This window comes from Inquilinus limosus DSM 16000, assembly GCF_000423185.1.
In the GTDB taxonomy this organism is placed as follows: domain Bacteria; phylum Pseudomonadota; class Alphaproteobacteria; order DSM-16000; family Inquilinaceae; genus Inquilinus; species Inquilinus limosus.
On the sequence record NZ_AUHM01000025.1, the window covers coordinates 18,515 to 40,415 of the forward strand.

General features: G+C 70.8%; 23 protein-coding genes and 1 pseudogene. 12 read left to right on the forward strand and 12 right to left on the reverse strand.

The genetic code is table 11. The features are described from left to right. Positions 1-206: 206 nt before the first annotated feature. The 9 genes from G537_RS0121220 to G537_RS0121260 all read left to right on the forward strand — a co-directional run bounded on the left by G537_RS0121220 (position 207) and on the right by G537_RS0121260 (position 9,132). A complete protein-coding gene (locus G537_RS0121220) occupies positions 207-1,202 on the forward strand; it encodes a BMP family lipoprotein (protein ID WP_026871824.1) in 996 nt (331 codons plus the stop codon). Positions 1,203-1,221: 19 nt separating this feature from the next. Further along, the gene (locus tag G537_RS0121225) at positions 1,222-2,805 is read left to right on the forward strand and encodes an ABC transporter ATP-binding protein (RefSeq protein ID WP_051248793.1); all 1,584 of its coding nucleotides are present in this window, start codon (positions 1,222-1,224) and stop codon (positions 2,803-2,805) included. After that, positions 2,802-3,980: an ABC transporter permease gene (locus G537_RS39130; RefSeq protein ID WP_034852522.1), complete on the forward strand. Its 1,179-nt coding sequence runs from the start codon at positions 2,802-2,804 to the stop codon at positions 3,978-3,980. Before G537_RS0121225 ends, G537_RS39130 begins: the two co-directional genes overlap by 4 nt. Further along, positions 3,977-4,945 carry an ABC transporter permease gene (locus tag G537_RS0121235; protein ID WP_211230451.1) on the forward strand — a complete coding sequence of 323 codons (969 nt, stop codon included), beginning with the start codon at positions 3,977-3,979 and terminating at the stop codon, positions 4,943-4,945. The genes G537_RS39130 and G537_RS0121235 overlap by 4 nt, the downstream gene beginning before the upstream one ends. Before the next feature lie 3 nt (positions 4,946-4,948). Next, positions 4,949-5,365, forward strand: a complete 417-nt coding sequence (locus tag G537_RS0121240; RefSeq protein WP_026871827.1) for a cytidine deaminase — start codon at positions 4,949-4,951, stop codon at positions 5,363-5,365. 124 nt (positions 5,366-5,489) lie between these two features. Further along, complete coding sequence (gene deoA / locus G537_RS0121245) at positions 5,490-6,815, forward strand: thymidine phosphorylase (RefSeq protein WP_026871828.1); 1,326 nt, start codon at positions 5,490-5,492, stop codon at positions 6,813-6,815. A gap of 2 nt (positions 6,816-6,817) precedes the next feature. Next, positions 6,818-7,774, forward strand: coding sequence for a DMT family transporter (locus G537_RS39135; protein ID WP_051248795.1), 957 nt, complete (start codon positions 6,818-6,820; stop codon positions 7,772-7,774). Between the two features lie 11 nt (positions 7,775-7,785). Continuing rightward, complete coding sequence (locus tag G537_RS0121255) at positions 7,786-8,757, forward strand: adenosine deaminase (RefSeq protein ID WP_026871829.1); 972 nt, start codon at positions 7,786-7,788, stop codon at positions 8,755-8,757. Positions 8,758-8,784: 27 nt separating this feature from the next. Further along, positions 8,785-9,132 carry a RidA family protein gene (locus tag G537_RS0121260; protein ID WP_026871830.1) on the forward strand — a complete coding sequence of 116 codons (348 nt, stop codon included), beginning with the start codon at positions 8,785-8,787 and terminating at the stop codon, positions 9,130-9,132. Between the two features lie 116 nt (positions 9,133-9,248). On the opposite strand, the pseudogene G537_RS45635 reads toward G537_RS0121260, so the two are convergent. From G537_RS45635 to G537_RS0121285, 5 genes and pseudogenes are all read right to left on the reverse strand, one after another. Further along, a pseudogene (locus tag G537_RS45635) lies at positions 9,249-9,524 on the reverse strand (type II toxin-antitoxin system RelE/ParE family toxin); the annotation flags it as partial. A 24-nt stretch (positions 9,525-9,548) separates the two neighbouring features. Then, positions 9,549-9,827, reverse strand: coding sequence for a type II toxin-antitoxin system ParD family antitoxin (locus tag G537_RS0121270; RefSeq protein WP_026871832.1), 279 nt, complete (start codon positions 9,825-9,827; stop codon positions 9,549-9,551). A 61-nt stretch (positions 9,828-9,888) separates the two neighbouring features. Next, positions 9,889-10,662 carry a signal peptidase I gene (gene lepB, locus G537_RS0121275; RefSeq protein ID WP_026871833.1) on the reverse strand — a complete coding sequence of 258 codons (774 nt, stop codon included), beginning with the start codon at positions 10,660-10,662 and terminating at the stop codon, positions 9,889-9,891. A 67-nt stretch (positions 10,663-10,729) separates the two neighbouring features. Further along, complete coding sequence (locus G537_RS0121280; RefSeq protein ID WP_026871834.1) at positions 10,730-11,554, reverse strand: SDR family oxidoreductase; 825 nt, start codon at positions 11,552-11,554, stop codon at positions 10,730-10,732. 72 nt (positions 11,555-11,626) lie between these two features. Beyond that, complete coding sequence (locus tag G537_RS0121285) at positions 11,627-12,580, reverse strand: phytanoyl-CoA dioxygenase family protein (protein ID WP_026871835.1); 954 nt, start codon at positions 12,578-12,580, stop codon at positions 11,627-11,629. Positions 12,581-12,734: 154 nt separating this feature from the next. On the opposite strand from G537_RS0121285, the gene G537_RS0121290 reads away from it, so the two are divergent. After that, positions 12,735-13,598 (forward strand): helix-turn-helix domain-containing protein, encoded by an 864-nt coding sequence (locus G537_RS0121290; protein ID WP_026871836.1) that lies wholly within the window; start codon positions 12,735-12,737, stop codon positions 13,596-13,598. Between the two features lie 7 nt (positions 13,599-13,605). Here the strand turns inward: G537_RS0121290 and G537_RS0121295 are convergent, their stop codons facing one another. The 3 genes from G537_RS0121295 to G537_RS42255 are packed head-to-tail and all read right to left on the reverse strand — an operon-like array spanning position 13,606 to position 15,325. Further along, the gene (locus tag G537_RS0121295) at positions 13,606-14,247 is read right to left on the reverse strand and encodes a glutathione S-transferase family protein (protein ID WP_026871837.1); all 642 of its coding nucleotides are present in this window, start codon (positions 14,245-14,247) and stop codon (positions 13,606-13,608) included. An 11-nt stretch (positions 14,248-14,258) separates the two neighbouring features. Continuing rightward, the gene (locus tag G537_RS0121300) at positions 14,259-14,777 is read right to left on the reverse strand and encodes a GNAT family N-acetyltransferase (protein ID WP_081688955.1); all 519 of its coding nucleotides are present in this window, start codon (positions 14,775-14,777) and stop codon (positions 14,259-14,261) included. Further along, positions 14,774-15,325 (reverse strand): PH domain-containing protein, encoded by a 552-nt coding sequence (locus G537_RS42255; RefSeq protein WP_051248797.1) that lies wholly within the window; start codon positions 15,323-15,325, stop codon positions 14,774-14,776. Before G537_RS42255 ends, G537_RS0121300 begins: the two co-directional genes overlap by 4 nt. A gap of 90 nt (positions 15,326-15,415) precedes the next feature. Here G537_RS42255 and G537_RS0121310 point away from each other — a divergent pair, with 90 nt between their 5' ends. Next, positions 15,416-16,330 carry a pirin family protein gene (locus G537_RS0121310; protein ID WP_026871839.1) on the forward strand — a complete coding sequence of 305 codons (915 nt, stop codon included), beginning with the start codon at positions 15,416-15,418 and terminating at the stop codon, positions 16,328-16,330. Between the two features lie 64 nt (positions 16,331-16,394). Here the strand turns inward: G537_RS0121310 and paaK are convergent, their stop codons facing one another. From paaK to paaG, 3 genes are read right to left on the reverse strand one after another with little or no spacing between them, the layout of a single operon-like run. After that, the gene (paaK, locus tag G537_RS0121315; RefSeq protein ID WP_026871840.1) at positions 16,395-17,696 is read right to left on the reverse strand and encodes a phenylacetate--CoA ligase PaaK; all 1,302 of its coding nucleotides are present in this window, start codon (positions 17,694-17,696) and stop codon (positions 16,395-16,397) included. Positions 17,697-17,717: 21 nt separating this feature from the next. Further along, positions 17,718-18,170 (reverse strand): hydroxyphenylacetyl-CoA thioesterase PaaI, encoded by a 453-nt coding sequence (gene paaI / locus G537_RS0121320; protein ID WP_026871841.1) that lies wholly within the window; start codon positions 18,168-18,170, stop codon positions 17,718-17,720. Next, a complete protein-coding gene (gene paaG / locus G537_RS0121325) occupies positions 18,170-18,955 on the reverse strand; it encodes a 2-(1,2-epoxy-1,2-dihydrophenyl)acetyl-CoA isomerase PaaG (protein ID WP_026871842.1) in 786 nt (261 codons plus the stop codon). Before paaG ends, paaI begins: the two co-directional genes overlap by 1 nt. A 134-nt stretch (positions 18,956-19,089) precedes the next feature. Here paaG and paaZ point away from each other — a divergent pair, with 134 nt between their 5' ends. Then, entirely contained in the window at positions 19,090-21,117 is a 2,028-nt protein-coding gene (paaZ, locus tag G537_RS0121330; RefSeq protein ID WP_026871843.1) for a phenylacetic acid degradation bifunctional protein PaaZ, read from the forward strand. On the opposite strand, the gene G537_RS0121335 is transcribed toward paaZ, so the two are convergent. Next, positions 21,075-21,863, reverse strand: coding sequence for a DUF2243 domain-containing protein (locus G537_RS0121335; RefSeq protein ID WP_026871844.1), 789 nt, complete (start codon positions 21,861-21,863; stop codon positions 21,075-21,077). The genes paaZ and G537_RS0121335 overlap by 43 nt on opposite strands. Positions 21,864-21,901 lie beyond the last annotated feature (38 nt).

Below are 21,901 nucleotides of genomic sequence, written 5' to 3' on the forward strand. Positions count from 1 at the left end.
CTTGCGGTTCGTCGTCTCCCGGCCGGAGTCCGGGATCGAGCCCCTGGGAGAGATGATGACGACGGCATCCGACACCGTGACCGCGCGGCCGGCCTGCTCCATATCCTCCGTCCATGCCCCGACCTCCGGCGCCTCGCGGCGCTGGCGCCCCATGCGCATGGCAGATATGTTCTGACTCTTGGTTCGACAGGGAGCGTCTTCCAACAATGAAAAAGCTTCTCTCCGCCCTCGCCCTCTCCACGGCGCTCGTGGCCGGGGCTGCCTTCGCCGACGAGGTGAAGCCGGCAGTGGTCTTCGACATGGGCGGCAAGTTCGACCGCTCCTTCAACGAAGGCATCTACAACGGCTCGAAGAAGTGGTCCGACGAGACCGGCATCAAGATCGCCGAGTTCGAGGTCACCAACGAATCCCAGCGCGAGCAGGCGCTGCGCCGCATGGCCGAGAACGGCGCCAATGTCGTGATCGCCGTCGGCTTCGCCCAGGCCCCGGCGCTGGAGATCGTGGCCGACGAGTTCCCGGACACGAAGTTCGCGATCATCGACGCGGTGGTCGACAAGCCGAACGTCCAGTCGATCGTGTTCAAGGAGCAGGAAGGCTCGTTCCTGGTCGGCGTGCTGGCGGCCCTCGCCTCGAAGACCGGCACGGTCGGCTTCGTCGGCGGCATGGACATCCCGCTGATCCGCGCCTTCGGCTGCGGCTACGTCCAGGGCGTGCACCACGCCAATGCCAACGCCAAGGTGCTGCAGAACATGACCGGCACCACCCCGGCCGCCTGGAACGACCCGACCAAGGGCGGCGAGCTGGCGCGCAGCCAGTTCGATCGCGGCGCCGACGTGGTCTATGCCGCGGCGGGCGCGACCGGCCTCGGCGTGCTGCAGGCCGCGGCCGACGCCAAGAAGCTGTCGATCGGCGTCGACAGCAACCAGAACCACCTGCATCCGGGCTCGGTCCTGACCTCGATGCTGAAGCGCGTCGACGTCGCCGCCTACGACGTGTTCAAGACCGCCCAGGACGGCAGCTGGAAGCCGGGCGTGAAGGTGCTCGGCCTCAAGGAGGACGGCGTGGGCTGGGCGCTGGACGACAACAACGCCAAGCTGATCACGCCGGAGATGAAAGAGAAGGTCGACGCCGCGGCGAAGGGCATCATCGACGGCTCGATCCAGGTGGTGGACTACCGCACCAACAACTCCTGCCCGCTGTGACGGCGGCGCCCGAGCGCAGATGGACAATGACGGCGTGACCCGCGCCGCGGCGGCCGGCGGTTCCCTCGCGGGGGGGCCGCCGGCCATCGAATTGCGCGGCATCAACAAGAGCTTCGGCCCGGTCCGGGCCAACCAGGACGTCTCGCTGACGATCGCCCCCGGCACGATCCACGGCATCATCGGCGAGAACGGCGCCGGCAAGTCGACCCTGATGTCGATCCTGTACGGCTTCTACGAGGCCGACAGCGGCGAGATCCTGGTCAACGGCCAGGCCAAGCGCATCACCTCCTCCAGCGACGCGATCGCGGCCGGCATCGGCATGGTGCACCAGCACTTCATGCTGGTGGAGCCATTCACCGTGCTGGAGAACGTGATCCTCGGCGCCGAGGGCGGCGCCCTCCTGGCCGGCGGCAAGGCCCGGGCGCGGGCGGAGCTGCAGCGGCTGGAGCGCGAATACAGCCTGGAGGTGCCGGTCGACGCCGTGGTCGGCGACCTGCCGGTCGGGCTGCAGCAGCGGGTCGAGATCCTGAAGGCACTCTACCGCGGCGCCGACATCCTGATCCTGGACGAGCCGACCGGTGTGCTGACGCCGCAGGAGGCCGACCACCTGTTCCGCATCCTCGCGGCGCTGCGGGCGCAGGGCAAGACGGTGATCCTGATCACCCACAAGCTGCGCGAGATTATGGCGATCACCGACGCGGTGACGGTGATGCGGCAGGGCCGCGTCGTCGCGAACGTCGCGACGAAGGAGACCAGCCGCGAGCAGCTGGCGGAGCTGATGGTCGGCCGCAAGGTGCTGCTGCGCGTCGATAAGACCCCGGCCCGGCCGGGCGAGACGCTGCTGGAGGTGCGCGGCCTCGACGTCGTCGACGGCCAGGGCGTGCGCCGGGTCAAGGACGTGTCCTTCGCCCTCAGGGCCGGCGAGATCGTCGGCATCGCCGGCGTCTCCGGCAACGGCCAGTCGGAGCTGCTGGCCGCGCTGGCCGGCATGGTGCGGCCGGCCAAGGGCGACATCGTGGTGGGCGGCACAGCCCTCTCGTCGCTGCCGCATGTCGATGCCGGGACGCTGCGCGGCCTCGGCGTCGGCCATGTGCCGGAGGACCGGCACCGCGAGGGGCTGGTCACCGCCTTCACCGCCGCCGAATGCTCGATCCTCGGCCATCACGCCGATCCGGCCTACAACGGCGCGGTGATGACCGACGGCCGCAAGGTGGTGGCGCATTGCGAGCGGCTGATGCGCGACTACGACGTGCGGCCGCCGAACCCGCATCTCAGGGCCGCCAACTTCTCCGGCGGCAACCAGCAGAAGATCATCGTCGGCCGCGAGGTCGAGCGCGACCCGAAGGTGCTGCTGGTCGGCCAGCCGACCCGCGGCGTCGACATCGGCGCGATCGAGGCGATCCACCGCCGGCTGGTGACGCTGCGCGACAGCGGCAAGGCGATCCTGCTGGTGTCGGTCGAGCTCGACGAGATCCGCTCCCTGGCCGACCGCATCCTCGTCATGTTCGACGGCATGATCGTCGGCGAGGTTCCGGCCGACGGCGCCAGCGAGCAATCGCTGGGCCTGATGATGGCCGGCGTCCAGCAGGAGGCCGCGGAATGAGCGCCTTCGGCCGTTCGGCCGCGGTGCCGCGCTGGGTGTCGATCGGGCTGATCCCCGCGGTCAACCTGATCCTCGCCTTCGTCGCCGCCGGGCTGGTGGTGCTGGTCATCTACTGGGGCCAGTACGCCGACGGCACGCTGCCCGGGGCGGATTATCTCTACACCCCGGTGCGCGCGGCGGGCCTTCTGCTGAAGGGCGCCTTCGGCAGCTTCGCGAACTGGAGCTACACGCTCTACTACACCACCAACTTCATCTTCGCCGGCTTGGCCGTGGCGGTCGCCTTCCATGCCGGGCTGTTCAACATCGGCGCCGAGGGGCAGGCCTATGTCGCCGGGCTCGGCGTCGGCCTCGTCTGCCTCTATCTCGACTTCCTGCCCTTCATACTGGTGCTGCCGCTGGCGATCGTCGCCGCGGCGCTGTTCGGCGCCGCCTGGGCCTTCATCCCGGCCTATCTGCAGGCCAAGCGGGGCAGCCACATCGTCATCACGACGATCATGTTCAACTTCATCGCCTCGTCGCTGATGGTCTATCTGATGGTCCATGTGCTGATCGCGCCGGGCCAGCAGTCGCCGGAGAGCCGGGCCTTCGCCGCCGGCACCGTGCTGCCGACCATCAGCGAGGTCCTGTCCTGGTTCGGGATCCGGATGCGGCGGCTGCCGCTGAACCTGTCGTTCCTGTGGGCGCTGGCCTGCTGCGTCTTCGTCTGGATCTTCGTCTGGCGCACCCGCTGGGGCTATGCCCTGCGGACGGTCGGGCTGAACCCGCGCGCGGCGGTCTATGGCGGCATCTCGGTCGCCGGCATCATCATCCTGGCGATGTGCATCTCGGGCGCCCTGTCCGGCTTCATCGCGCTGAACGAGATCATGGGGGTGCAGCGGCGCATCCTGCTGAACTTCGTCGCCGGCGCCGGCTTCGTCGGCATCGCCGTGTCGCTGATGGGGCGCAACCATCCCTTCGGCATCATCTTCGCGGCCCTCCTGTTCGGCGCCCTCTATCAGGGCGGGGCCGAGCTGAACTTCGACATGCCGGAGATCACGCGCTGGATGGTGGTGGTGATCCAGGGGCTGGTGATCCTGTTCGCCGGCGCGCTGGAGAACCTGTTCCGGCCGCGGATCGAGGCGCTGTTCCGGCGGCGCGAGCCGGCGCTGCGGGCGGCGCGGGAGGCCGGCTCGTGACCCTGCTCGACATCATCGCGCTGCTCGACGCCACGATCCGCACCTCGACCCCGCTGATCCTGGCCGCCCTCGCCGGCCTGTTCGCCGAGCGGGCCGGGCTGGTCGATATCGGGCTCGAAGGCAAGATGCTGGCCGCGGCCTTCGCCTCCGCCGCCATGGCCGCCTATGCCGGCTCGGCCTGGGCCGGGCTCGGCATGGGCGTGGTGGTCTCGGTCGCGCTGGCGCTGCTGCACGGCTACGCCTCGATCACCCATCGCGGCAATCAGGTGGTCTCCGGCCTCGCCATCAACATCATGGCCTCAGGCCTGACGGTGACGCTGGGGATCGCCTGGTACCAGCGCGGCGGCCAGACCCCGCCGCTGGAGGGCGACGCCCGGTTCCAGCAGATCGCTCTGCCGCTGGCCGACACGCTGCGGGACGCGCCGGTGATAGGACCGATCTGGTCCGAGCTGATTTCCGGCCACTCGATCCTGGTCTATGTCGCCTTCCTGGCGGTGCCGCTGGTGGCCTGGATCGTCTACCGCACCCGCTTCGGCCTGCGCCTGCGCGCGGTCGGCGAGAACCCGGCGGCGGTCGACACCGCCGGCATCTCGGTCGCCGGGCTGCGCTACCGGGCGATCGCCCTCACCGGCGTGCTCTGCGGTTTCGCCGGCACCTATCTGTCGGTGGCGCAGAACGCCTCCTTCGGCCAGGACATGACCGCCGGCAAGGGCTATCTCGCCCTCGCCGCCCTGATCTTCGCCAAGTGGAAGCCCTGGCCCGTGATGTTCACCTGCCTGCTCTTCGGCCTTCTGGAGGCGATCGAGGCGCGGCTGCAGGGCACGGTCATTCCCGGCATCGGCGAGATCCCGGTGCAGTTCATCCAGGCGCTGCCCTATATCCTGACGGTGGTCCTGCTGGCCGGCTTCATCGGCCGGGCGACCGCGCCGAAGGCGAGCGGCATTCCCTACGTCAAGGAACGCTGAGTGATGAGCGATCCCGGCTTCGAGGCGCTGTTCCAGGCCGCCAGCGCGGCCCGCGCCCGCGCCCATGTGCCCTATTCGCGTTTCCCGGTCGGCGCCGCGATCCGCACGCCGGACGGCCGCATCCATGCCGGCTGCAATGTCGAGAATGCCGCCTATCCGCAGAGCCAATGCGCCGAGGCGACGGCGATCGGCGTCATGGTCGCGGCGGGCGACAAGGCGATCGCCGAGATCGTGGTGGTCGGCGGCGAGGCCGGCGACACGCTGCTGTGCACGCCCTGCGGCGGCTGCCGTCAGCGGATCCGGGAGTTCGCCCGCGGCGACACGAAGATCCATGTCTGCGGGCCGGAGGGGCTGCGCATGACCACGACGCTCGACGCCCTGCTGCCGCATTCCTTCGGGCCGGAGAACCTGCGGGACTGAGGTCTGAGAACGCCTCTGGCGTCCGTCCGTTTCCCGTCCTAGTAAGAACCAACCGTGTCCAAACGGATTCGCCCGAGGGTCGCCATGTCCGAGACCGCTGCCGTGCCGGCCGAGGGCCGCTGACATGACGCTGCTGCCGCAGGAGATCATCCGCCGCAAGCGCGACGGGGCCGTGCTCGACGATGCCGAGATCGAGGCGATGGTGCGCGGCGCGGTCGACGCCAGCGTCACCGACGCCCAGATCGCCGCCTTCGCCATGGCGGTCTTCTTCCGCGGCATGACAATGCCGGAGCGGGTGGCCTTCACCCGCGCCATGGCCCGGTCCGGCCGGGTGCTGGACTGGTCGGCCGCCAACCTGCCCGGCCCGGTGCTGGACAAGCATTCGACCGGCGGCATCGGCGACAAGACCAGCCTGATCCTGGCCCCGATCGTCGCCGCCTGCGGCGGCTTCGTGCCGATGATCTCCGGCCGCGGCCTGGGCCACACCGGCGGCACGCTGGACAAGATGGATTCGATCCCGGGCTATGTCAGCCAGCCGGAGACCGAGGTGCTGGACCGGGTGGTGCGATCGGCCGGCTGCGCCGTGGTCGGCGCCACCCGCGACATCGCCCCGGCCGACCGCCGGATCTACGCCATCCGCGACACCACCGGCACTGTGGAGTCGATCGACCTCATCACCGCCTCGATCCTGTCGAAGAAGATGGCCGCCGGCCTGGGCGGGCTGGTGATGGACGTGAAGTTCGGCACCGGCGCCTTCATGAGCGGCATGGACGACGCCCGCGCCCTGGCCCGGTCGATCGTCGACGTCGCCAATGGCGGCGGCCTGCCGACCGTCGCCCTGCTGACCGACATGAACCAGCCGCTGGGCCGCGCCGCCGGCAACGCGGTCGAGGTGCGCGAGGCGATCGACCTCCTGACCGGCGGGCCGAAGGACGCCCGGCTGTGGGAGGTGACGGCCCGGCTGACCGCGGAGCTGCTGGCGATCGGCGGCCTGGCCGCCGATGCCGAGGCGGCGCGGATCAAGGTCGAGCACGCCCTGGCCAGCGGCGCCGCGGCGGAGCGCTTCGCCCGCATGGTCCGCGACCTGGGCGGCCCCGCCGACATCCTGGAGAAGGCCGACAGCCACCTGCCGGCGGCGCCGGTGGTGCGGCCGATCACGGCGGAGCGCGACGGCGTCGTCGCCGCGGTCGACGCCCGGGCGATCGGCGTCGCCATCGTCGCCCTGGGCGGCGGGCGCACCAGGCCCGAGGACGGCATCGACCACGCCGTCGGCCTGACCGAGATCGCCGCCATCGGCGAATCCGTAGGCCCGCAGGGCCGGCCGCTGGCCCTGCTGCACACCCGCGACGAGGCCGCGGCGGACCGGGCCGAGGCCGCGATCCGCGCCGCCGTCACGGTGGCCGGGGCCGCACCGGCCCAGCCGCCGCTGGTGGCCGAGCGGATCGCCTGAGCATGGGCGCACAGGCCGCAGCCGCGCCGCCGACAGCGAGGCAGTCGCCGGCGCAGGGCATCGCCCTCTATGCCGGCGGCGTCTTCGTCCTGTGCGTCATGGACGCCATGATCAAATGGCTGTCGGCCGACTATCCGATCGCCCAGATCGTGTTCTTCCGCGCCACCATCGGCCTGATCCCGACGCTGGTGATGCTGTATCGGCCGCCGGGGCTGGAGGCGCTGCGGACCCGGCGGGTCGGGGCGCATCTGCTGCGCGGCGTCGTCGGCGTCATCGGCACCTTCGGCTTCTTCTGGGCCTTCGCGGTGATGCCGCTGGCCGACGCCTACGCCATCGGCTTCGCCGCGCCGATGTTCATCACCGCGATGTCGGTGCCGATCCTGGGCGAAAGGGTCGGCCTCAAACGCTGGCTGGCCGTGTTGGTCGGCTTCGCCGGGGTGATGATCATGATCCGGCCGGGCGGCGAAGGCAGCACCTTCGGCAGCGGCGGCGCGATCGCGCTCCTGGCCACCGCGGCCTATGCCCTGTCCATGGTGCTGATGCGCCTCTACAGCCGCACCGAGACCAACGCCTCGATGATCTTCTACGCCACCCTCGTGATCATCGCCGTCGCCGGGGTGCAGATGCCTTTCGTCTGGGTGACGCCGAGTTGGGAGGATGCCGGGCTGCTCGCCGTGCTCGGCCTGCTCGGCGGCATCGGCGCGATCATGATGGCGCAGGCCTATCGCGTGGCCACTCCGTCGATCGTGGTGCCGTTCGAATACACCGGCATGATCTGGGGCGTGGGGCTGGGCTTCATGCTGTGGGGCGACGTGCCCGATCTCTGGATCTGGGTCGGCTCGGCGGTCGTCATCGCCAGCGGCCTCTACATCCTGCACCGCGAGACGCGGGGCCGTACACCCTCGCCGCCGGCCGCGGCCACCGACCCGTCCGGCGAAAGCGGGGTTCCGGCATCATGACGGAGGGGGCGATGCTGCCGAAGGCGGAGCTTCACCTGCATCTGGAAGGGGCGGCCGGCCCGGAGCTGGTCCGCCGCCTGGCCGACCGGCACGGCATGACCCTGCCGGCGGAGCTGTTCAACGCCAAGGGCGAGTTCGCCTGGACCACCTTCCTGCACTTCCTCAAGGTCTATGACCTGGCCAGCACGGTGATCCGGACCGAGCAGGATTATCGCGACGTCACCTATGAGTATCTCAAGGCCTGCGCCGCCGAGGGCGCGATCTATGTCGAGCTGATGTCCTCGCCCGACCACGCCGCCGCGGCGGGCCTGTCCTATCAGGGCCATCTCGACGGCATCGTCCAGGGCATCGAGGATGCGCGGGCCGAGACCGGCATCGAATCCCGCATCATCGTCACCTGCGTCCGCCATCTGGGGGCGGGGCGCGGGGTGGAGGTGGCGAGGCTGGCGGCGAAGCACCCGCATCCGCTGGTCACCGGCTTCGGCATGGGCGGCGACGAGGCCGGCTTCCCGCCGCGCCTGTTCGCCCAGGCCTTCCGTATCGCCCATGACGAGGCCGGCCTGGCCTGCAACGTCCATGCCGGCGAGGCGGCTGGGCCGGAGAGTGTCTGGGCCGCCCTGCGACTGCCGGTCGCCCGCATCGGCCACGGCGTGCGCTCGATCGAGGACCCGACCCTGGTGCGGGAGCTGGCCGACCGCGGCCTGGTGCTGGAGGTCTGCCCGACCAGCAACGTCGCCACCAAGGTCTATCCCGACTACCGCGCCCATCCGCTGCGCCGGCTGATGGAGGCCGGGGTCAAGGTGACGCTGAACAGCGACGACCCGCCCTATTTCGCCACCACCATCGGCCGGGAATACGCGGTGGCGGAGCGGCATTTCGGCCTAGACGAGGCGGCGCTGCGGCAGGTCACCCGCACCGCGCTGCAGGCCGCCTTCGTCGACGAACCCACCCGGGCCCGGCTATTGTCGCGGCTCGATTCCTGATCCATCCGGAAGAAGAGAGAGGATTGCATGACCATCAAGCGCATCGGCGTCGGCCCGCGCATGAGCCAGGCCGTCATCCATGACGGCCGCGTGTTCCTGGCCGGCCAGGTCGCCGAGAACCCGACCCCGGACGTGACCGAGCAGACCCGCCAGATCCTGGCGACGATCGACAAGCTTCTGGCCGAGGCCGGCACCGACAAGACCAAGCTGCTGACCGCCAACATCTGGCTGGCCGACATCGCCGACTTCGCGGCGATGAACGCGGCCTGGGACAGCTGGGTCTCGCCCGGCAACACCCCGGCCCGCGCCACGGTCGAGAGCAAGCTGGCCGGCCCGGAGTACCGGGTCGAGATCCAGGTCACCGCGGCGATCTGATCGCAGCGGCCTGTCATTGCCGGGCCTGACCCGGCAATCCAGTGGACGTCGACGCTCTCTGGGTGCCCGGGTCAAAGCCCGGGCATGACAGTTCCCGGAACCTTCTCCGGCTCGAATTATCCGCTGAGAAGCCCGAGATCACGGCTGCCATACAGGATGCGGTCGATCGTGACCGTCTCTGGCCCGATGTGAAAGGCGATGGCGCTCCGGCGTTCAAAGCCGATGATGCGCAATCCGGGAAAGAGATCGTCCCGGGATGTGCCTTGCTGGGGGAACGTCGAAAGGCCCAGACAGGCGACTTCGATCCTCTCGACGTAGCCGATGGCCCGCTCCGCGCCGGAGCGCTCGGCAATGTAATGATAAAGCTGCAGCAGATCGTCTCTGGCCTCCGGCGAGAAAACGACCGTGTAATGGCATCATGAAGTGCGCGATCGCTTTGCGTGGATCGCGCGGATCTCGTCGAACACCTGAGCCGCGGGAATCGCCCGGCCCGGATCGTCCTGCATCGCAGCGGCAACCGGGACGACCTCCTCCCGAAGCCACCGCTCGACGGCTGCGTCGCGCTCCTGCAAGGCGCGCAGGCCGGCGCGCACGACCTCGCTGGCCGTCGAATACGCACCCGATGCGACCAAGCTGTCGATGTAGTCGGCCTGCTCGGCGGGCAGGCTGAAGGTTCGCTTCTCGGCTGACGGCATCGCTCGGTCCTCCATCAAGATTCTAGTATGGCGGTATGAGAAAATCACACCCCTGCCGTCATCACTCGATCGCGGAGAAGAACCGGTCCAGCCGCAGGCCTCCGGGCCAGGTCCAGACCGGCTGCGAGCGCAGGCCGAGATCCCAGGACGCGACCACGAACGCGGCCTTGCCGACCAGGTCGCCGACCGGCAGCAGGCCCACCCCGCCGGCGGCCACGGGCAGGCGGCTGTCGGCCGAGTTGTCGCGGTTGTCGCCCATGACGAAGAGATGGCCGGGCGGGACCATGACCTCCGGCATCTCGTCCAGCGGCCCGTACGCGAAGCGCTTGAAGATCGGGTGGCTGACCCCACCCGGCAACGTCTCGATCAGGCGGGCGGCGGGCACGGCGGCGCCGTCGCCCCGCTCCACCGTCCCTTCCCCGCCCGGCCGCAGTTCGACGGGCTCGCCATTGATCCACAGGCGCCCCGCACGCATCGCGACGCGGTCGCCCGGCAGCCCGATCACCCGCTTTACCCAGGTCTGCGACGGGTCGCCGGGCCAGCGGAAGACGACCACGTCGCCGCGGGAAGGCAGCCGGCCCAGCACCCGGCCGCTCTGGGGCAGGGTCAGGCCGAAGGGCAGAGAGGCCGTGCTGTAGCCGTAGCTGAACTTCGCCGCCACCAGCTCGTCGCCGATCTGCAGCGTCGGCTCCATCGAGCCGGAGGGCACGTAGAATGGTTCGGCGACCGCGGTCTTGCCGATCGCGATCACCAGCAGCAGCGCCGCCAGCTCGCCCGCGCCGCGCAGCCAGCGCCGGGCGCTTCTTCCGTTCCGCGATGCCGTATCGGTCGCCATGGCGCACCTCCGAAGCCGCGACCTTCGCGCCGCCCGCGGCTCCGGACAAGTTACGAATGGGACAGGATCAGCCCGGCTCGAGGCCGGTGAGCTGCACGCTCAGACGCCGCAGCTTTTCCCGCGCCGCCGGGTCCTCGGCCTGGGCCAGCGGCCGGGCCCGATGCCGGCCGCTGTAGTAGACGCCGCTCTCGCCCTCCCGCTCGGGCGAGACCGCGAGCGCCAGGATCGCCTCGCCGCCCTCCTCGACGGTGCTGGTCGGCCGGATGCCGCTCTGCCGCACCATGGTGGTGTCCATATGGGTCGCGGGGTGCAGGCAGGTGGCGGTGACACCGCTGCCGCGCAGCTCCTCCGCCAGGTCGAAGGTGAACAGGATCTGCGCCAGCTTGCTCTGGCAATAGGCGCGGAGACCGCTGTAGCCGCGGGTCAGCATGACGTCGTCGAAATCGATCTCCTGCTGCCCGGCCGAGGCGACATTGACGATCCGCGCTGGCGCGCTGCGCCGCAGCGTCGGCAGCAGCAGCCGGGTCAACAGGAAGCCGGCGAGGTAGTTCACGGCGAAGCGCAGCTCGTGCCCGTCGGCGCTGGTCTCGCGCCAGGTCGGGTCCAGGCCGGCGCCGATACCGGCATTGTTGATCAGCACGTCGAGCCGGTCGTGCCGCGCCAGCACGGCCTCGGCCAGGCGCCGCACCTCGGCCAGCGAGGACAGGTCGGCCGGCAGGAATTCGGCGCTGCCGCCCTCGGCCCGGATCTCCTCCAGCACAGCCCGGCCGCGCTCCTCGTTGCGGCCGTGCAGCAGCACATGGGCGCCGCCGGCCGCCAGCCGGCGGGCGACCCAGCGGCCGACGCCATCGGTCGAGCCGGTGATCAGGACGGTCTTGCCGTGCAGGTCCATGCCTCGCGCTCCCCTGTCTTCGTCCGATGATCGTAAGACGGGGACGGCCGAACTGCCATGGATGTCCGGCAGCTATTCGTCCCAGGACCGCAGCCCCAGCAGCTTCTCGCCCAGCGGGGTCAGCTTCGCGCGCTCGTAGCGGGTCTTCTCCCATTCCCGCGGGTCGCCGGGGAAGGCATAGCCCTGCGGTGGCTCGCGGTCGCGCCAGGAGCGGATGCGCCAGTCGCGCAGCTGGGTATTGCCCTCGTCGGCCGGGGTCATCGAGATGTACTGCGCCATCCGCACGCGGTCCTGCGACCGGTTCGGCCGGATGCCGTGGGCCAGCAGGCTGTTGAAGATCAGCAGGTCGCCGGCCTTCATGGTGACGTTCCGGATCTCGAAGCCGGTGGTGTCCGGCGCCCAGGGGTTGCGGTCGGCCGGCTGGGTCTCGCGCCAGGCCTCCAGCGTCCGGAACAGCTCCGGCACGCATTGGAAGCCGCCCATCTCCGGATCGGTGTCGACCAGCGACAGCACGCCCTGGCAGTTCACCGGCAGCGGCGTCAGCGAGGTGTCGGCGTCCCAGTGGATGAAGCCGTTGAAGCCGCGCGCCTGCCGGTTCGGCGGGTTCAGGTTGGCGCGGTCGATCGTGACCCACAGCCGCTCGGTGTCCCAGATGTCGACGAAGGCGTCGTAGACCCGCTGGTGCTGCCGGTTGTCCCACAGATATTGATGATTATAGATCTCGACCATGCCGCTGTTGTTCAGCTCCTTCATCGCATGGTCGCGCAGCTGCGGCTTATACCAGCTCTCCGGATCCTTCGGATCCATCTCCTGGAATTCCCACAGCAGGTCGCGGGTGCGGCGGATGTTCTCCGCCGGCACGGCGTCGGGGACGACGACATAGCCCCAGGTGATCCAGTGCTGCCAGTCCGCCTCGGACAGGACGCGCAGCGGCAGCGTCTTCTCGATGTCCTTGAGCTGGGTGTCGTAAGTGTAGGCGACCGAGGCGTTGCCCGGCCGGTTGTCCCCGTATTGATAGCGGTCCATCTCGGCGTTTCCCCTCAGCGGTGCGGCGTTCGGCCGTCCATGTCTGGGACTCTACCGCCGTCCGGTCTCGTCATGTTGGCGTCGCCTGCCAAAAACTGATACCAAAGTCGCGTCGGATGGCCTGACCGCCGTCCTCCTGTATCAGTTTCAGGCCATGCAGCCGGTCTTCGAGAAGGTGACGGTGCCGCCGGGTGCGTCCTGGACGCTGCTGAACCGGCGGCTGGACGACGCCATCCCCTTCGAGTGGCACTACCATCCGGAATTCGAGCTGACGCTGACCCTGAACAGCCGCGGCCAGCGCCATGTCGGCGACCATCTCGGCCAGTACGACGACGGCGACCTGGTGCTGGTCGGCCCCAACCTGCTGCACACCTGGTGCTCGCGTGAGCGGATCGACCCGGCCCGGCCGCACGTCGCCCTGGTGATGTGGTTCACGCCGGACTGGGCGGCGCGGCTGGTGGAATCGCTGGCCGAGCTGCGGCCGGTCGGGCGCATCCTCGACGAGGCCGGGCGCGGCCTCGCCTTCTCCGCCGAGGCCGCCGCCTCGGTGCGGCCGGCGATCGAGGCGATGCCGGATCTCGACCCCGCCGGCCGGCTGCTGCGGCTGATCGAGGTGCTGACCGTTCTGGCGCGGGACGAGGGCCGGGTGCCGCTGGCCGCCCCGGCGCCGCATCCCGCCGCCCTGCCGGCGCCGGAGCAGGCGCGGATCGACCGGGTGCTGAACCACATCCACGCGCATTACCGCGACGAGATTCCGATCGCGGCGCTGACCGGCCTGGCCTGCCTCAGCCCCTCGGCCTTCCACCGCTTCTTCCGCCGGCACACGCGGATGACGGTGTCGCGCTACGTGGCGCAGCTGCGCATCGGCCGGGCCTGCTCGCTGCTGATCAACAGCGACCGGCCGATCGCCCATATCGCGGACGAGGTCGGCTATCCCAACATCGCCAATTTCAACCGCCAGTTCCGGGCCCTGAAGGCGATGACCCCGCGCGAGTTCCGGCGCAGCTTCCGGGGGTGAGCCGGCCTTAACCCTTCCCGGGCAGCGGGTGCCCCGGCATCAGCTCGTAGGCGGGCGTCCAGCCGGGCAGCGCACGGATGCGGCCGAGCCAGGCCTGGATCTGCGGATAGCCGTCCGCCCAGTCGACGCCGATCTCCTCCGGCCAGAACAGATAGCTGCACAGCGAGATGTCGGCGATGGTCGGCTTCGCCCCCAGCACGAAGTCGCGCCCGGCAAGATGGCCGTCCAGCACCTTCCAGGCCGCCCGGGCCCGGCCTTCCAGGAAGGCAGTCACCGCCGGATCGGCCGGGTCCCTGGCGAAGGTCCGGAACCAGCGCAGCGTCGCCGTGTAGCTGGTCAGCTTGTGGTTGTCGAACAGGATCCAGCGCAGCACCTCCTCCGCCTCCGCCTCGCCCTCCGGCACGAACTTGCCGAAGCGGCGGGCGAGGTGGTGCAGGATGACGCCGGACTGGCTGATCATGCGGCCCTCCGCCTCCAGCACCGGCACCTCGCCCATCGCGTTGATCGCCCGGTATTCCGGCGTTCGGGTCTCGCCGTTGAAATAGTCGACGAAGCGCGGCCGCCAGTCGGCCCCGCACAGCGCCAGCATCAGCGCCGCCTTGTAGGCGTTGCCCGACTGGGCGAAGCAATGCAGCACGAATTCCGCCATAGTCCCCTCCGTCACCCCAACTGCTTGGTCATCTCGACCCAGGTCGGCCTGTCGTGGCCGGGGTGGGCGTGCAGGGCCCCTTCGGCGAAGCCGAGCGATGCGAAGAACCGGCGGTTGCCGTCCAGCGCCAGGCGGACGCCGAGCGTCAGCCGCGCCCCACCCAGCCGCCGCGCCTCCGCCTCGGCCGCCGCCATCAGCGCCCGGCCGACGCCGGCGCGGCGGTGTTCAGGCGCGACCGCCACCCGGCCGACATAGATGTCGCCGCCGTCGCGTCGCTGCAGGAACAGGCAGCCGACCATCGTCCCGCCCGCCTCGGCCACCAGCCCCTGCTCGCGGCCCAGCAGCTCTGCGACGCTCTCCGCCGTCTCGCGCACGGCGCTGGGCGGTGGGTCGAGCCGGCCGACGTAATCCGCGAAGGCGCCCCGGATCAGCGCCGCCACCGCCGCGATCTCCCCCGCATCGCGGCGCATCGGCCGGACCGTCAGCCCGGTCTCGGCCGCGACGGCTTCCGCCTGTCCCGCCTCGATCATCCCGGCAACGGCCCGCCGGGATCGCCATGAAGTCCCTCCAGATCGTCACCGGCCGACGACACCTCGACCTCGCGGAAGCGCACCCGGTTCTGCCGCGCCACGGTGGCCCGGCGCAGCTCGTCCAACCTGGTCTCCGGCGCGGCGATCGGGCCGATCAGGATGTTCGGGGCCGACTGGTCGCGCGTGGTCAGCCCGACCGTGCCCAGCCCCAGCACCAGCCAGTGCAGCGGCCGCGACAGCGAGAAGTCGCGCACCCGGAACAGCTCCACCTCCTCGCGCCTCCGCACCAGGAAGCCGGAGCGGATGATGAGGCGCTCGGTCGTCAGCTCATAGCTGGTCAGCCAGCGCCAGGCGGTCCAGACGAGCGCCAGCACGAGCGGCACCGCGGCCAGCGGTCCGCCGATCAGGCCGAGCAGCACCGCCAGCACGACGGCCAGCACCCAGATGTAGAACGTCGCGCGCAGGGCAGTGTGGATCTTCCAGATCGTGGTCTCGCCGGCGGCCCCGGTCGGGGTGTCCTGGGCGGCGCCCCGGGTGGTCTCGGCCATCATCGCTCCCCTTGGCTGATGCCGGGGCGAAGGGTACGGTCGAACCGCACGGCCGTCCATCCGCGTCCGCCGGCACAGGAGCCCGAGACCATGAGCTGGCAACCGACCCGTGAGCCCGCCGTCGGCAAGACGCCCTGCCCCTTCGTCGAGACCGTGGTAATCCCGCGCACCGCCGACATCGGCGGCTTCGAGGTGCGGCGCGCCGTGCCGTCGATGCAGAAGCGCTCGGTCGGGCCCTTCGTCTTCGTCGATGAGATGGGCCCGACCCTATTCGGCGCCGGCGAGGGCATCGACGTGCCGCCGCATCCGCATATCGGCCTGGCCACCGTCACTTATCTCTTCGCCGGCGAGCAGACCCATCGCGACAGCCTGGGCACGCGGCAGGTGATCCGCCCCGGCGACGTCAACTGGATGACCGCCGGCCGGGGCATCGCCCATTCCGAGCGCACGCCGCCGGCCCTGCGCGCCACCGGATCGACCCTGTTCGGGGTGCAGACCTGGGTCGCCCTGCCCGCCCCCTATGAGGAGGTGGCGCCCAGCTTCGCCCATCACGGCGCCGACGACCTGCCGGTGATCGAAGATGCCGGCAAGACCGTGCGGCTGATCGTCGGCTCCGCCTATGGCGCCCGCTCGCCGGTGGCCACCTTCTCCGAGACCCTCTATCTCGACGCGGCGCTCGAGGCCGGGGCGGTGCTGCCGCTGCCGGCCGAGCATGAGGAGCGGGCGGTCTATGTCGTCTCCGGCGGCGTCCGGATCGGCGGCGACGACTTCCCGCCGCAGCGCCTGCTGGTGCTGCGCCCCGGCGACAAGGTCGAGGTCGAGGCGCTGGAGGAGACGCGGCTGCTGGTGTTCGGCGGAGAGCCGCTCGACGGCCCGCGCAAGCTGTGGTGGAACTTCGTCGCCCGCAGCCGCGAGCGGATCGAGCAGGCCAAGCAGGACTGGCGCGAGGGCCGCTTCGGCGAGATCCCGGACGAGACCGAGAAGCTGCCGCTGCCGGAGCGGTGACCCGGGAGCCTTGTCCTTTCGTCAGGCCCGGGCATGCCAGGACGAAGGAGCAAGCCCCTCCTTCTCACCCCTTCGGCCGCTTGTCGATCACCCGCCTGGCCTTGCCGGCGGAGCGTTCGATGCTGCCGGGCGGCTGGATCACCACCCGGGCCGAGACCCCGATCATGTCCTTGATCCGCAACGTCAGCCGCTCGGCCTGGGCCACGAGGCCGGCGCCGTCCCAATGCTCCGCCCGCGCCTCGGCCAGCACCGTCATTTCATCCAGCCGCCCGGGGCGGCTGAGTTCGATGAGGAAATGGCCGCCGCACCAGTCGCAGGCCAGCAGCGCCTCCTCGATCTGGGTCGGGAAGACGTTGACGCCGCGCAGGATGATCATGTCGTCGCAGCGGCCGGTCACCTTCTCCATCCGCCGCATTCCGGGCCGGGCGGTGCCGGGCAGCAGGCGGGTCAGGTCCCGCGTGCGGTAGCGGATGACCGGGAAGGCTTCCTTGGTCAGACAGGTGAAGACCAGCTCGCCCCTCTCGCCGTCCGGCAGCACGGCGCCGGTCTCGGGGTCGACCACCTCCGGCAGGAAATGGTCCTCCCAGACATGCAGCCCGTCCTTGGTCTCGACGCATTCCTGGGCGACGCCGGGGCCGATCACCTCCGACAGGCCGTAGATGTCGGTGGCGTCGAGGGCGAAGGCCTGCTCGATCTCCTGCCGCATGGCGTTGGTCCAGGGCTCGGCGCCGAAGATGCCGAAGCGCAGCGAGCTGTCGCGCGGGTCCAGGCCGCGGGCCTGGAAGCCGTCCAGGATCGCCAGCATGTAGCTGGGCGTGACCATGATCACGTCCGGCCTGAAGTCGGTGATCAGTTGGACCTGGCGTTCGGTCATGCCGCCAGAGACCGGGACCACGGTGCAGCCCAGCCGCTCCGCCCCGTAATGGGCGCCGAGGCCGCCGGTGAACAGGCCGTAGCCATAGGCGACATGCACGGTCATCCCCGGCCGCCCGCCGGCGGCGCGGATCGACCGCGCCATGACGTCGGCCCACATGTCGAGATCGGCCCGGGTGTAGCCGACCACGGTCGGCCTCCCGGTGGTGCCGGAGGAGGCGTGGATGCGGGCGATGCGGTCGCGCGGCACCGCGAACATGCCGAAGGGATAGGCGTCGCGCAGGTCCTGCTTGGTCGTGAACGGGAATCTCGCCAGATCCGGCAGGTCGCGGAAATCCGAGGGATGCACCCCCGCGGCGTCGAAGGCGCGGCGGTAATGCGGGACGTTGTCGTAGGCATGGCGCAGCGTCCAGGACAGGCGTTCGCGCTGCAGCGCCATGATCTCGTCGCGTGACGCCCGCTCGGCCGCGTCCAGCCCCGGGATCCCCGTCATCGTTTCCTCCCCGTGCTGTTCCTAGTCTTCAGCCGCCCTGTCGATGAAGGAGCCGCCGACCGTCCGGGAATGGCCGCGGAACTCGGCGATCACCGTCTCGCCGACCGCGACGCTGACGTCGTAGAGGCCCGAACGGCCGGAGCGCGCCACCTCCCGCGCCGTCGCCACCAGCCGGTCGCCCGCGGCCGCGGGGCGCAGGAAGGTGATGCTGCAATGCGCCGCCACCGTCCGGTCGCCGGCGGAGTTGCAGGCGAAGGCGAAGGCCGAATCCGCGAGGGTGAAGATGAAGCCCCCATGGGCGGTGCCGTGGCCGTTCGTCATGTCCGGACGGATGGTCATGGCCAGCCGCGCCATTCCGGGCCCGACCTCCAGGATCTCCATCCCCAGCGCCCGGCTGGCGCTGTCGTCGCGCCACATCGCCTCGGCCGCCGCCTTGGCGACCGCCTCGGCCTCCGCCCCCGTCGTCGCCTTCATCACGCCTGTCCCGTGAACCTGGGCGGCCGCTTCTCCAGGAAGGCGCGCACGCCCTCGGCATAATCCGGCGTGCGCCCGGCCCGGCGCTGCAGGTCGCGCTCGAGGTCGAGCTGGGCGTCGAGGCTGTTGCCGGCCGACGCGTCGAGCGCCTGCTTGATCAGCGCCAGCCCCTGGGTCGGCTGGGAGGCGAGATGGGCGGTCAGCGCCTCGGCCTCGATCATCAGCGCGCCGTCGTCCACCGCCTTCCAGATCAGGCCCCATTCCTCGGCCCTGTCCGCCGGCAGCGGCTCGGCCAGCAGCGCCAGGCCGCGCGCCCGGGCCTGGCCGACCAGCCGCGGCAGGACGTAGGTGCCGCCGGAATCCGGCACCAACCCGATCTTGGCGAAGGACTGGATGAATTTCGCCGATCGCGCGGCCAGCACGATGTCGCAGGCCAGCGCGACATTGGCTCCGGCCCCGGCGGCGACGCCGTTGACGGCGCAGACCACCGGCTTCGGCAGCCGGCGCAGGCGGCGGATCAGCGGGTTGTACAGCCCCTCCAGCGTGGCGCCGAGATCGGGCGCCTCGCCGCCGGTGGCGCGGTCGTTCAGGTCCTGCCCGGCGCAGAAGCCGCGGCCCGCCCCGGTCAGCAGCACCGCCCGGCAGGCGGCATCGCCCTCGGCCTCGGCCAGCGCCTCGGCGAGGGCGCGGTGCATCTCCTCGTTGAAGGCGTTCAGCCGGTCCGGGCGGTTCAGCGTCAGCACCCGCCAGCCGTCGCGGCGATCGACAAGGACCGTTGGTTCCACGGGCGCCCTCCTCCGGATGGACCCTTTGTTCCGGGCCTCTTGAATTGAACGATCGGTCGGTTAATTCTTAGACCCGCACCCCGGCCTGTCAATCGCCAACCGACGTCGCGGACCGGGTGATCGGGAGGATGCCCATGACCCCCATCCTGCAGAACTACGCCGAGGACCGCTGGATCGCCCCGGCCGAGGGCTTGGCCGACATCGCCAGCGCCATCGACGGCCGGGTGGTGGCCCGGCTGTCCAGCCGCGGCCTGGACTTCGCGGCGATGGTCCGCCACGCCCGCGAGGTCGGCGGCCCGGCGCTGCGCCGGCTGACCTTCCACCAGCGCGCCGACATGCTGAAGGCGCTGGCGCTCTACCTGTCGGAGCGGAAGGAGCCGCTCTACGCCCTCGCCGCCGACACCGGGGCGACGAAGCGGGACAACCTGATCGATGTCGACGGCGGCATCGGCACGCTGTTCGCCTATGCCTCGCGCGGGCGGCGCGAGCTGCCGAGCGAGCGCTTCCTGCTGGAGGATGGGGTCGAGAGGCTGTCCAAGGGCGGCAGCTTCGTCGGCGTCCACATCCTGACGCCGCTGACCGGCGTCGCGGTGCACATCAACGCCTTCAACTTCCCCTGCTGGGGCCTGCTGGAGAAGCTGTCGCCGGCGATCCTGGCCGGGGTGCCGGTGATCACCAAGCCGGCCTCGGCCACCGCCTATGTCGCCGAGGCGCTGGTGAAGCTGATCGTCGACTCCGGCATCCTGCCCGAAGGCAGCCTGCAATTCGTGGCCGGCAGCGCCGGCGACCTCTTGGACCACCTGACCGGGCAGGACCTGGTGGCCTTCACCGGCTCGATCGAGACATCGGAGAAGCTGCGCAACCACCCGGCGATCCTGCGCAACGCCGTGCGCTTCATCGCCGAGCGGGATTCGCTGAACGCCGCGGTGCTGGGCCCGGACGCGACGCCGGGGACGCCGGAATTCGACCTGTTCGTCAAGGAGGTGGTGCGCGAGATGACGGCGAAGGCCGGGCAGAAATGCACCGCCATCCGCCGCATCCTGGTGCCGCGGGCGCTGGAGCGGGAGGTGATCGCCGCCCTGTCGCAGAAGCTGTCCGGCATCTCGGCCGGCGACCCGCGGCAGGAGGGCACGCGGATGGGGCCGCTGGTCAGCACCGCCCAGCGCGACGACGTCCGCGCCCGCATCGCCGAGCTGGCGGAGGAGGCGGAGATCGTGGCCGGCGACCCGAAAGCCGACGGCATCGCGGGCGGTACCTTCATGGCGCCGGTGCTGCTGCGCTGCACCGACCCGGCGCGGGCGCGCAAGGTGCACACGGTCGAGGCCTTCGGGCCGGTGGCGACGGTGATCGCCTATGACGGCCTGGACCAGGCGGTGGAGCTGGTGCGCCGCGGCGAGGGCAGCCTGGTGGCCTCGGTCTTCACCCATGACGATTCGGTGGCCGACGCCCTGGTCTTCGGCTTGGCGCCGTTCCACGGCCGCATCCTGATCGTCGACCGCGACTGCGCCGGCGAGTCGACCGGCCATGGCTCGCCCCTGCCCGGGCTGGTGCATGGCGGCCCCGGCCGCGCCGGCGGCGGCGAGGAGTTGGGCGGCATCCGCGGCGTCCACCACTATCTGCAGCGCACCGCCCTGCAGGGTTCGCCGAGCCGCCTGGCCGCCCTGACGCGCAACTGGATCAAGGGCGCCCCGGCGCCGGTGCCGGCCACCCACCCGTTCCGCCGCAACTACGACGAGCTGACGATCGGCGAGACGGTGGAGACCGGGCCGCGCACCATCACGCTGGCGGACATCGAGCACTTCGCCGATTTCACCGGCGACGCCTTCTACGCTCATATGGACGAGGAGGCGGCCAAGGCGAACCCGTTCTTCCCCGGCCGGGTGGCGCATGGCTACCTGATCCTGTCCTTCGCCGCCGGCCTGTTCGTCGACCCGGCGCCCGGGCCGCTGCTGGCCAATTACGGCCTCGACAACCTGCGCTTCCTGAAGCCGGTGTCGCCCGGGGATTCGATCCGGGTGCGGCTGACGGTCAAGCGCAAGACCGCCGCCCGCATGCCGGAATACGGCGAGGTGCGCTGGGACGTCGAGGTGTTCAACCAGAACGACGAGACCGTGGCCCGCTACGACCTGCTGACCATGAGCGCGCGGCCGGCGGCGGCCTGAGCCCTGCTCCAGCCGATGCAGCCGGCCGGGACGCCGGAGCCGCCGACCAGCAGCGCGCCGTGGCGGTAAAAGCTCCACCGCCGCTGCGGCGCGACCGCCACGACGACCACGCCCATCGCGGGGTCGGACCAGACCAGCCGGGCCTCCGCGGCATCCAGCGCGCCGAGCACCTCCTGCGGCTCCAGACCGGGCCGGAACACCACGGTGGTGAAGGGCTGGCCGGGCGGCGGGCGCAGCGCCCAGGCGCCGGCGGCCCCGCTCACCCCGGCGAGGAGCAGGAGTCCGAGGACGGCCCCCTGTGTCGGCCCACCGGCGCCACGCCGCAGCACCAGCCAGCCCAGGGCCAGCGGCAGCAGGCCGAAGACCGCGAACCAGAGGAGATCCCAGGCCAGCGGGCTGGCGCTGTCGAGCCTGATGCGATGGAGGCCGAGCACCCAATGCGACAGCACGCCGTCGACCACGTGCCACAGGCCGAAACCGGCGAGGACGGCCGCGGACAGCGGCCCGCCGTCGTCGCCCGTCCGGCGTCCCCGCCACAGGCCCCAGAGCGCGACGGCCGCGATCACATACATCAGCGCGTGGAAATAGCCGTCCCACAGCACCTGCATGCGCAGGTCACCGGCGCCCGGGACCAGGCTGAGCAGGTGGTGCCACTGCAGGATCTGGTGCAGCAGGATGCCGTCGAAGAAGCCGCCCAGGGCAAAGCCCAGCGCGACGCCCCATTTCGTCCGCGGCGATGGTCCCATGGCGGCCTCCCTTCACCGGGCCAACGGGCGCCGGCGCC

Bases quoted from the DNA above. Each gene is read 5' to 3' on its own strand.
- G537_RS39130 (WP_034852522.1), top strand. From the start codon at position 2,802: ATGAGCGCCTTCGGCCGTTCGGCCGCGGTGCCGCGCTGGGTGTCGATC.
- G537_RS0121225 (WP_051248793.1), top strand. From the start codon at position 1,222: ATGGACAATGACGGCGTGACCCGCGCCGCGGCGGCCGGCGGTTCCCTC.
- G537_RS39135 (WP_051248795.1), top strand. From the start codon at position 6,818: ATGGGCGCACAGGCCGCAGCCGCGCCGCCGACAGCGAGGCAGTCGCCG.
- G537_RS0121285 (WP_026871835.1), bottom strand. From the start codon at position 12,580: ATGGACCGCTATCAATACGGGGACAACCGGCCGGGCAACGCCTCGGTC.
- lepB (WP_026871833.1), bottom strand. From the start codon at position 10,662: ATGGCGACCGATACGGCATCGCGGAACGGAAGAAGCGCCCGGCGCTGG.
- G537_RS0121310 (WP_026871839.1), top strand. From the start codon at position 15,416: ATGAGCTGGCAACCGACCCGTGAGCCCGCCGTCGGCAAGACGCCCTGC.
- G537_RS0121220 (WP_026871824.1), top strand. From the start codon at position 207: ATGAAAAAGCTTCTCTCCGCCCTCGCCCTCTCCACGGCGCTCGTGGCC.
- G537_RS0121240 (WP_026871827.1), top strand. From the start codon at position 4,949: ATGAGCGATCCCGGCTTCGAGGCGCTGTTCCAGGCCGCCAGCGCGGCC.
- G537_RS0121255 (WP_026871829.1), top strand. From the start codon at position 7,786: ATGCTGCCGAAGGCGGAGCTTCACCTGCATCTGGAAGGGGCGGCCGGC.
- G537_RS0121335 (WP_026871844.1), bottom strand. From the start codon at position 21,863: ATGGGACCATCGCCGCGGACGAAATGGGGCGTCGCGCTGGGCTTTGCC.
- G537_RS0121280 (WP_026871834.1), bottom strand. From the start codon at position 11,554: ATGGACCTGCACGGCAAGACCGTCCTGATCACCGGCTCGACCGATGGC.
- deoA (WP_026871828.1), top strand. From the start codon at position 5,490: ATGACGCTGCTGCCGCAGGAGATCATCCGCCGCAAGCGCGACGGGGCC.
- G537_RS0121300 (WP_081688955.1), bottom strand. From the start codon at position 14,777: ATGATCGAGGCGGGACAGGCGGAAGCCGTCGCGGCCGAGACCGGGCTG.
- G537_RS0121295 (WP_026871837.1), bottom strand. From the start codon at position 14,247: ATGGCGGAATTCGTGCTGCATTGCTTCGCCCAGTCGGGCAACGCCTAC.
- G537_RS0121290 (WP_026871836.1), top strand. From the start codon at position 12,735: ATGCAGCCGGTCTTCGAGAAGGTGACGGTGCCGCCGGGTGCGTCCTGG.
- paaI (WP_026871841.1), bottom strand. From the start codon at position 18,170: ATGAAGGCGACGACGGGGGCGGAGGCCGAGGCGGTCGCCAAGGCGGCG.
- paaZ (WP_026871843.1), top strand. From the start codon at position 19,090: ATGACCCCCATCCTGCAGAACTACGCCGAGGACCGCTGGATCGCCCCG.
- G537_RS0121260 (WP_026871830.1), top strand. From the start codon at position 8,785: ATGACCATCAAGCGCATCGGCGTCGGCCCGCGCATGAGCCAGGCCGTC.
- paaK (WP_026871840.1), bottom strand. From the start codon at position 17,696: ATGACGGGGATCCCGGGGCTGGACGCGGCCGAGCGGGCGTCACGCGAC.
- G537_RS0121270 (WP_026871832.1), bottom strand. From the start codon at position 9,827: ATGCCGTCAGCCGAGAAGCGAACCTTCAGCCTGCCCGCCGAGCAGGCC.
- G537_RS42255 (WP_051248797.1), bottom strand. From the start codon at position 15,325: ATGGCCGAGACCACCCGGGGCGCCGCCCAGGACACCCCGACCGGGGCC.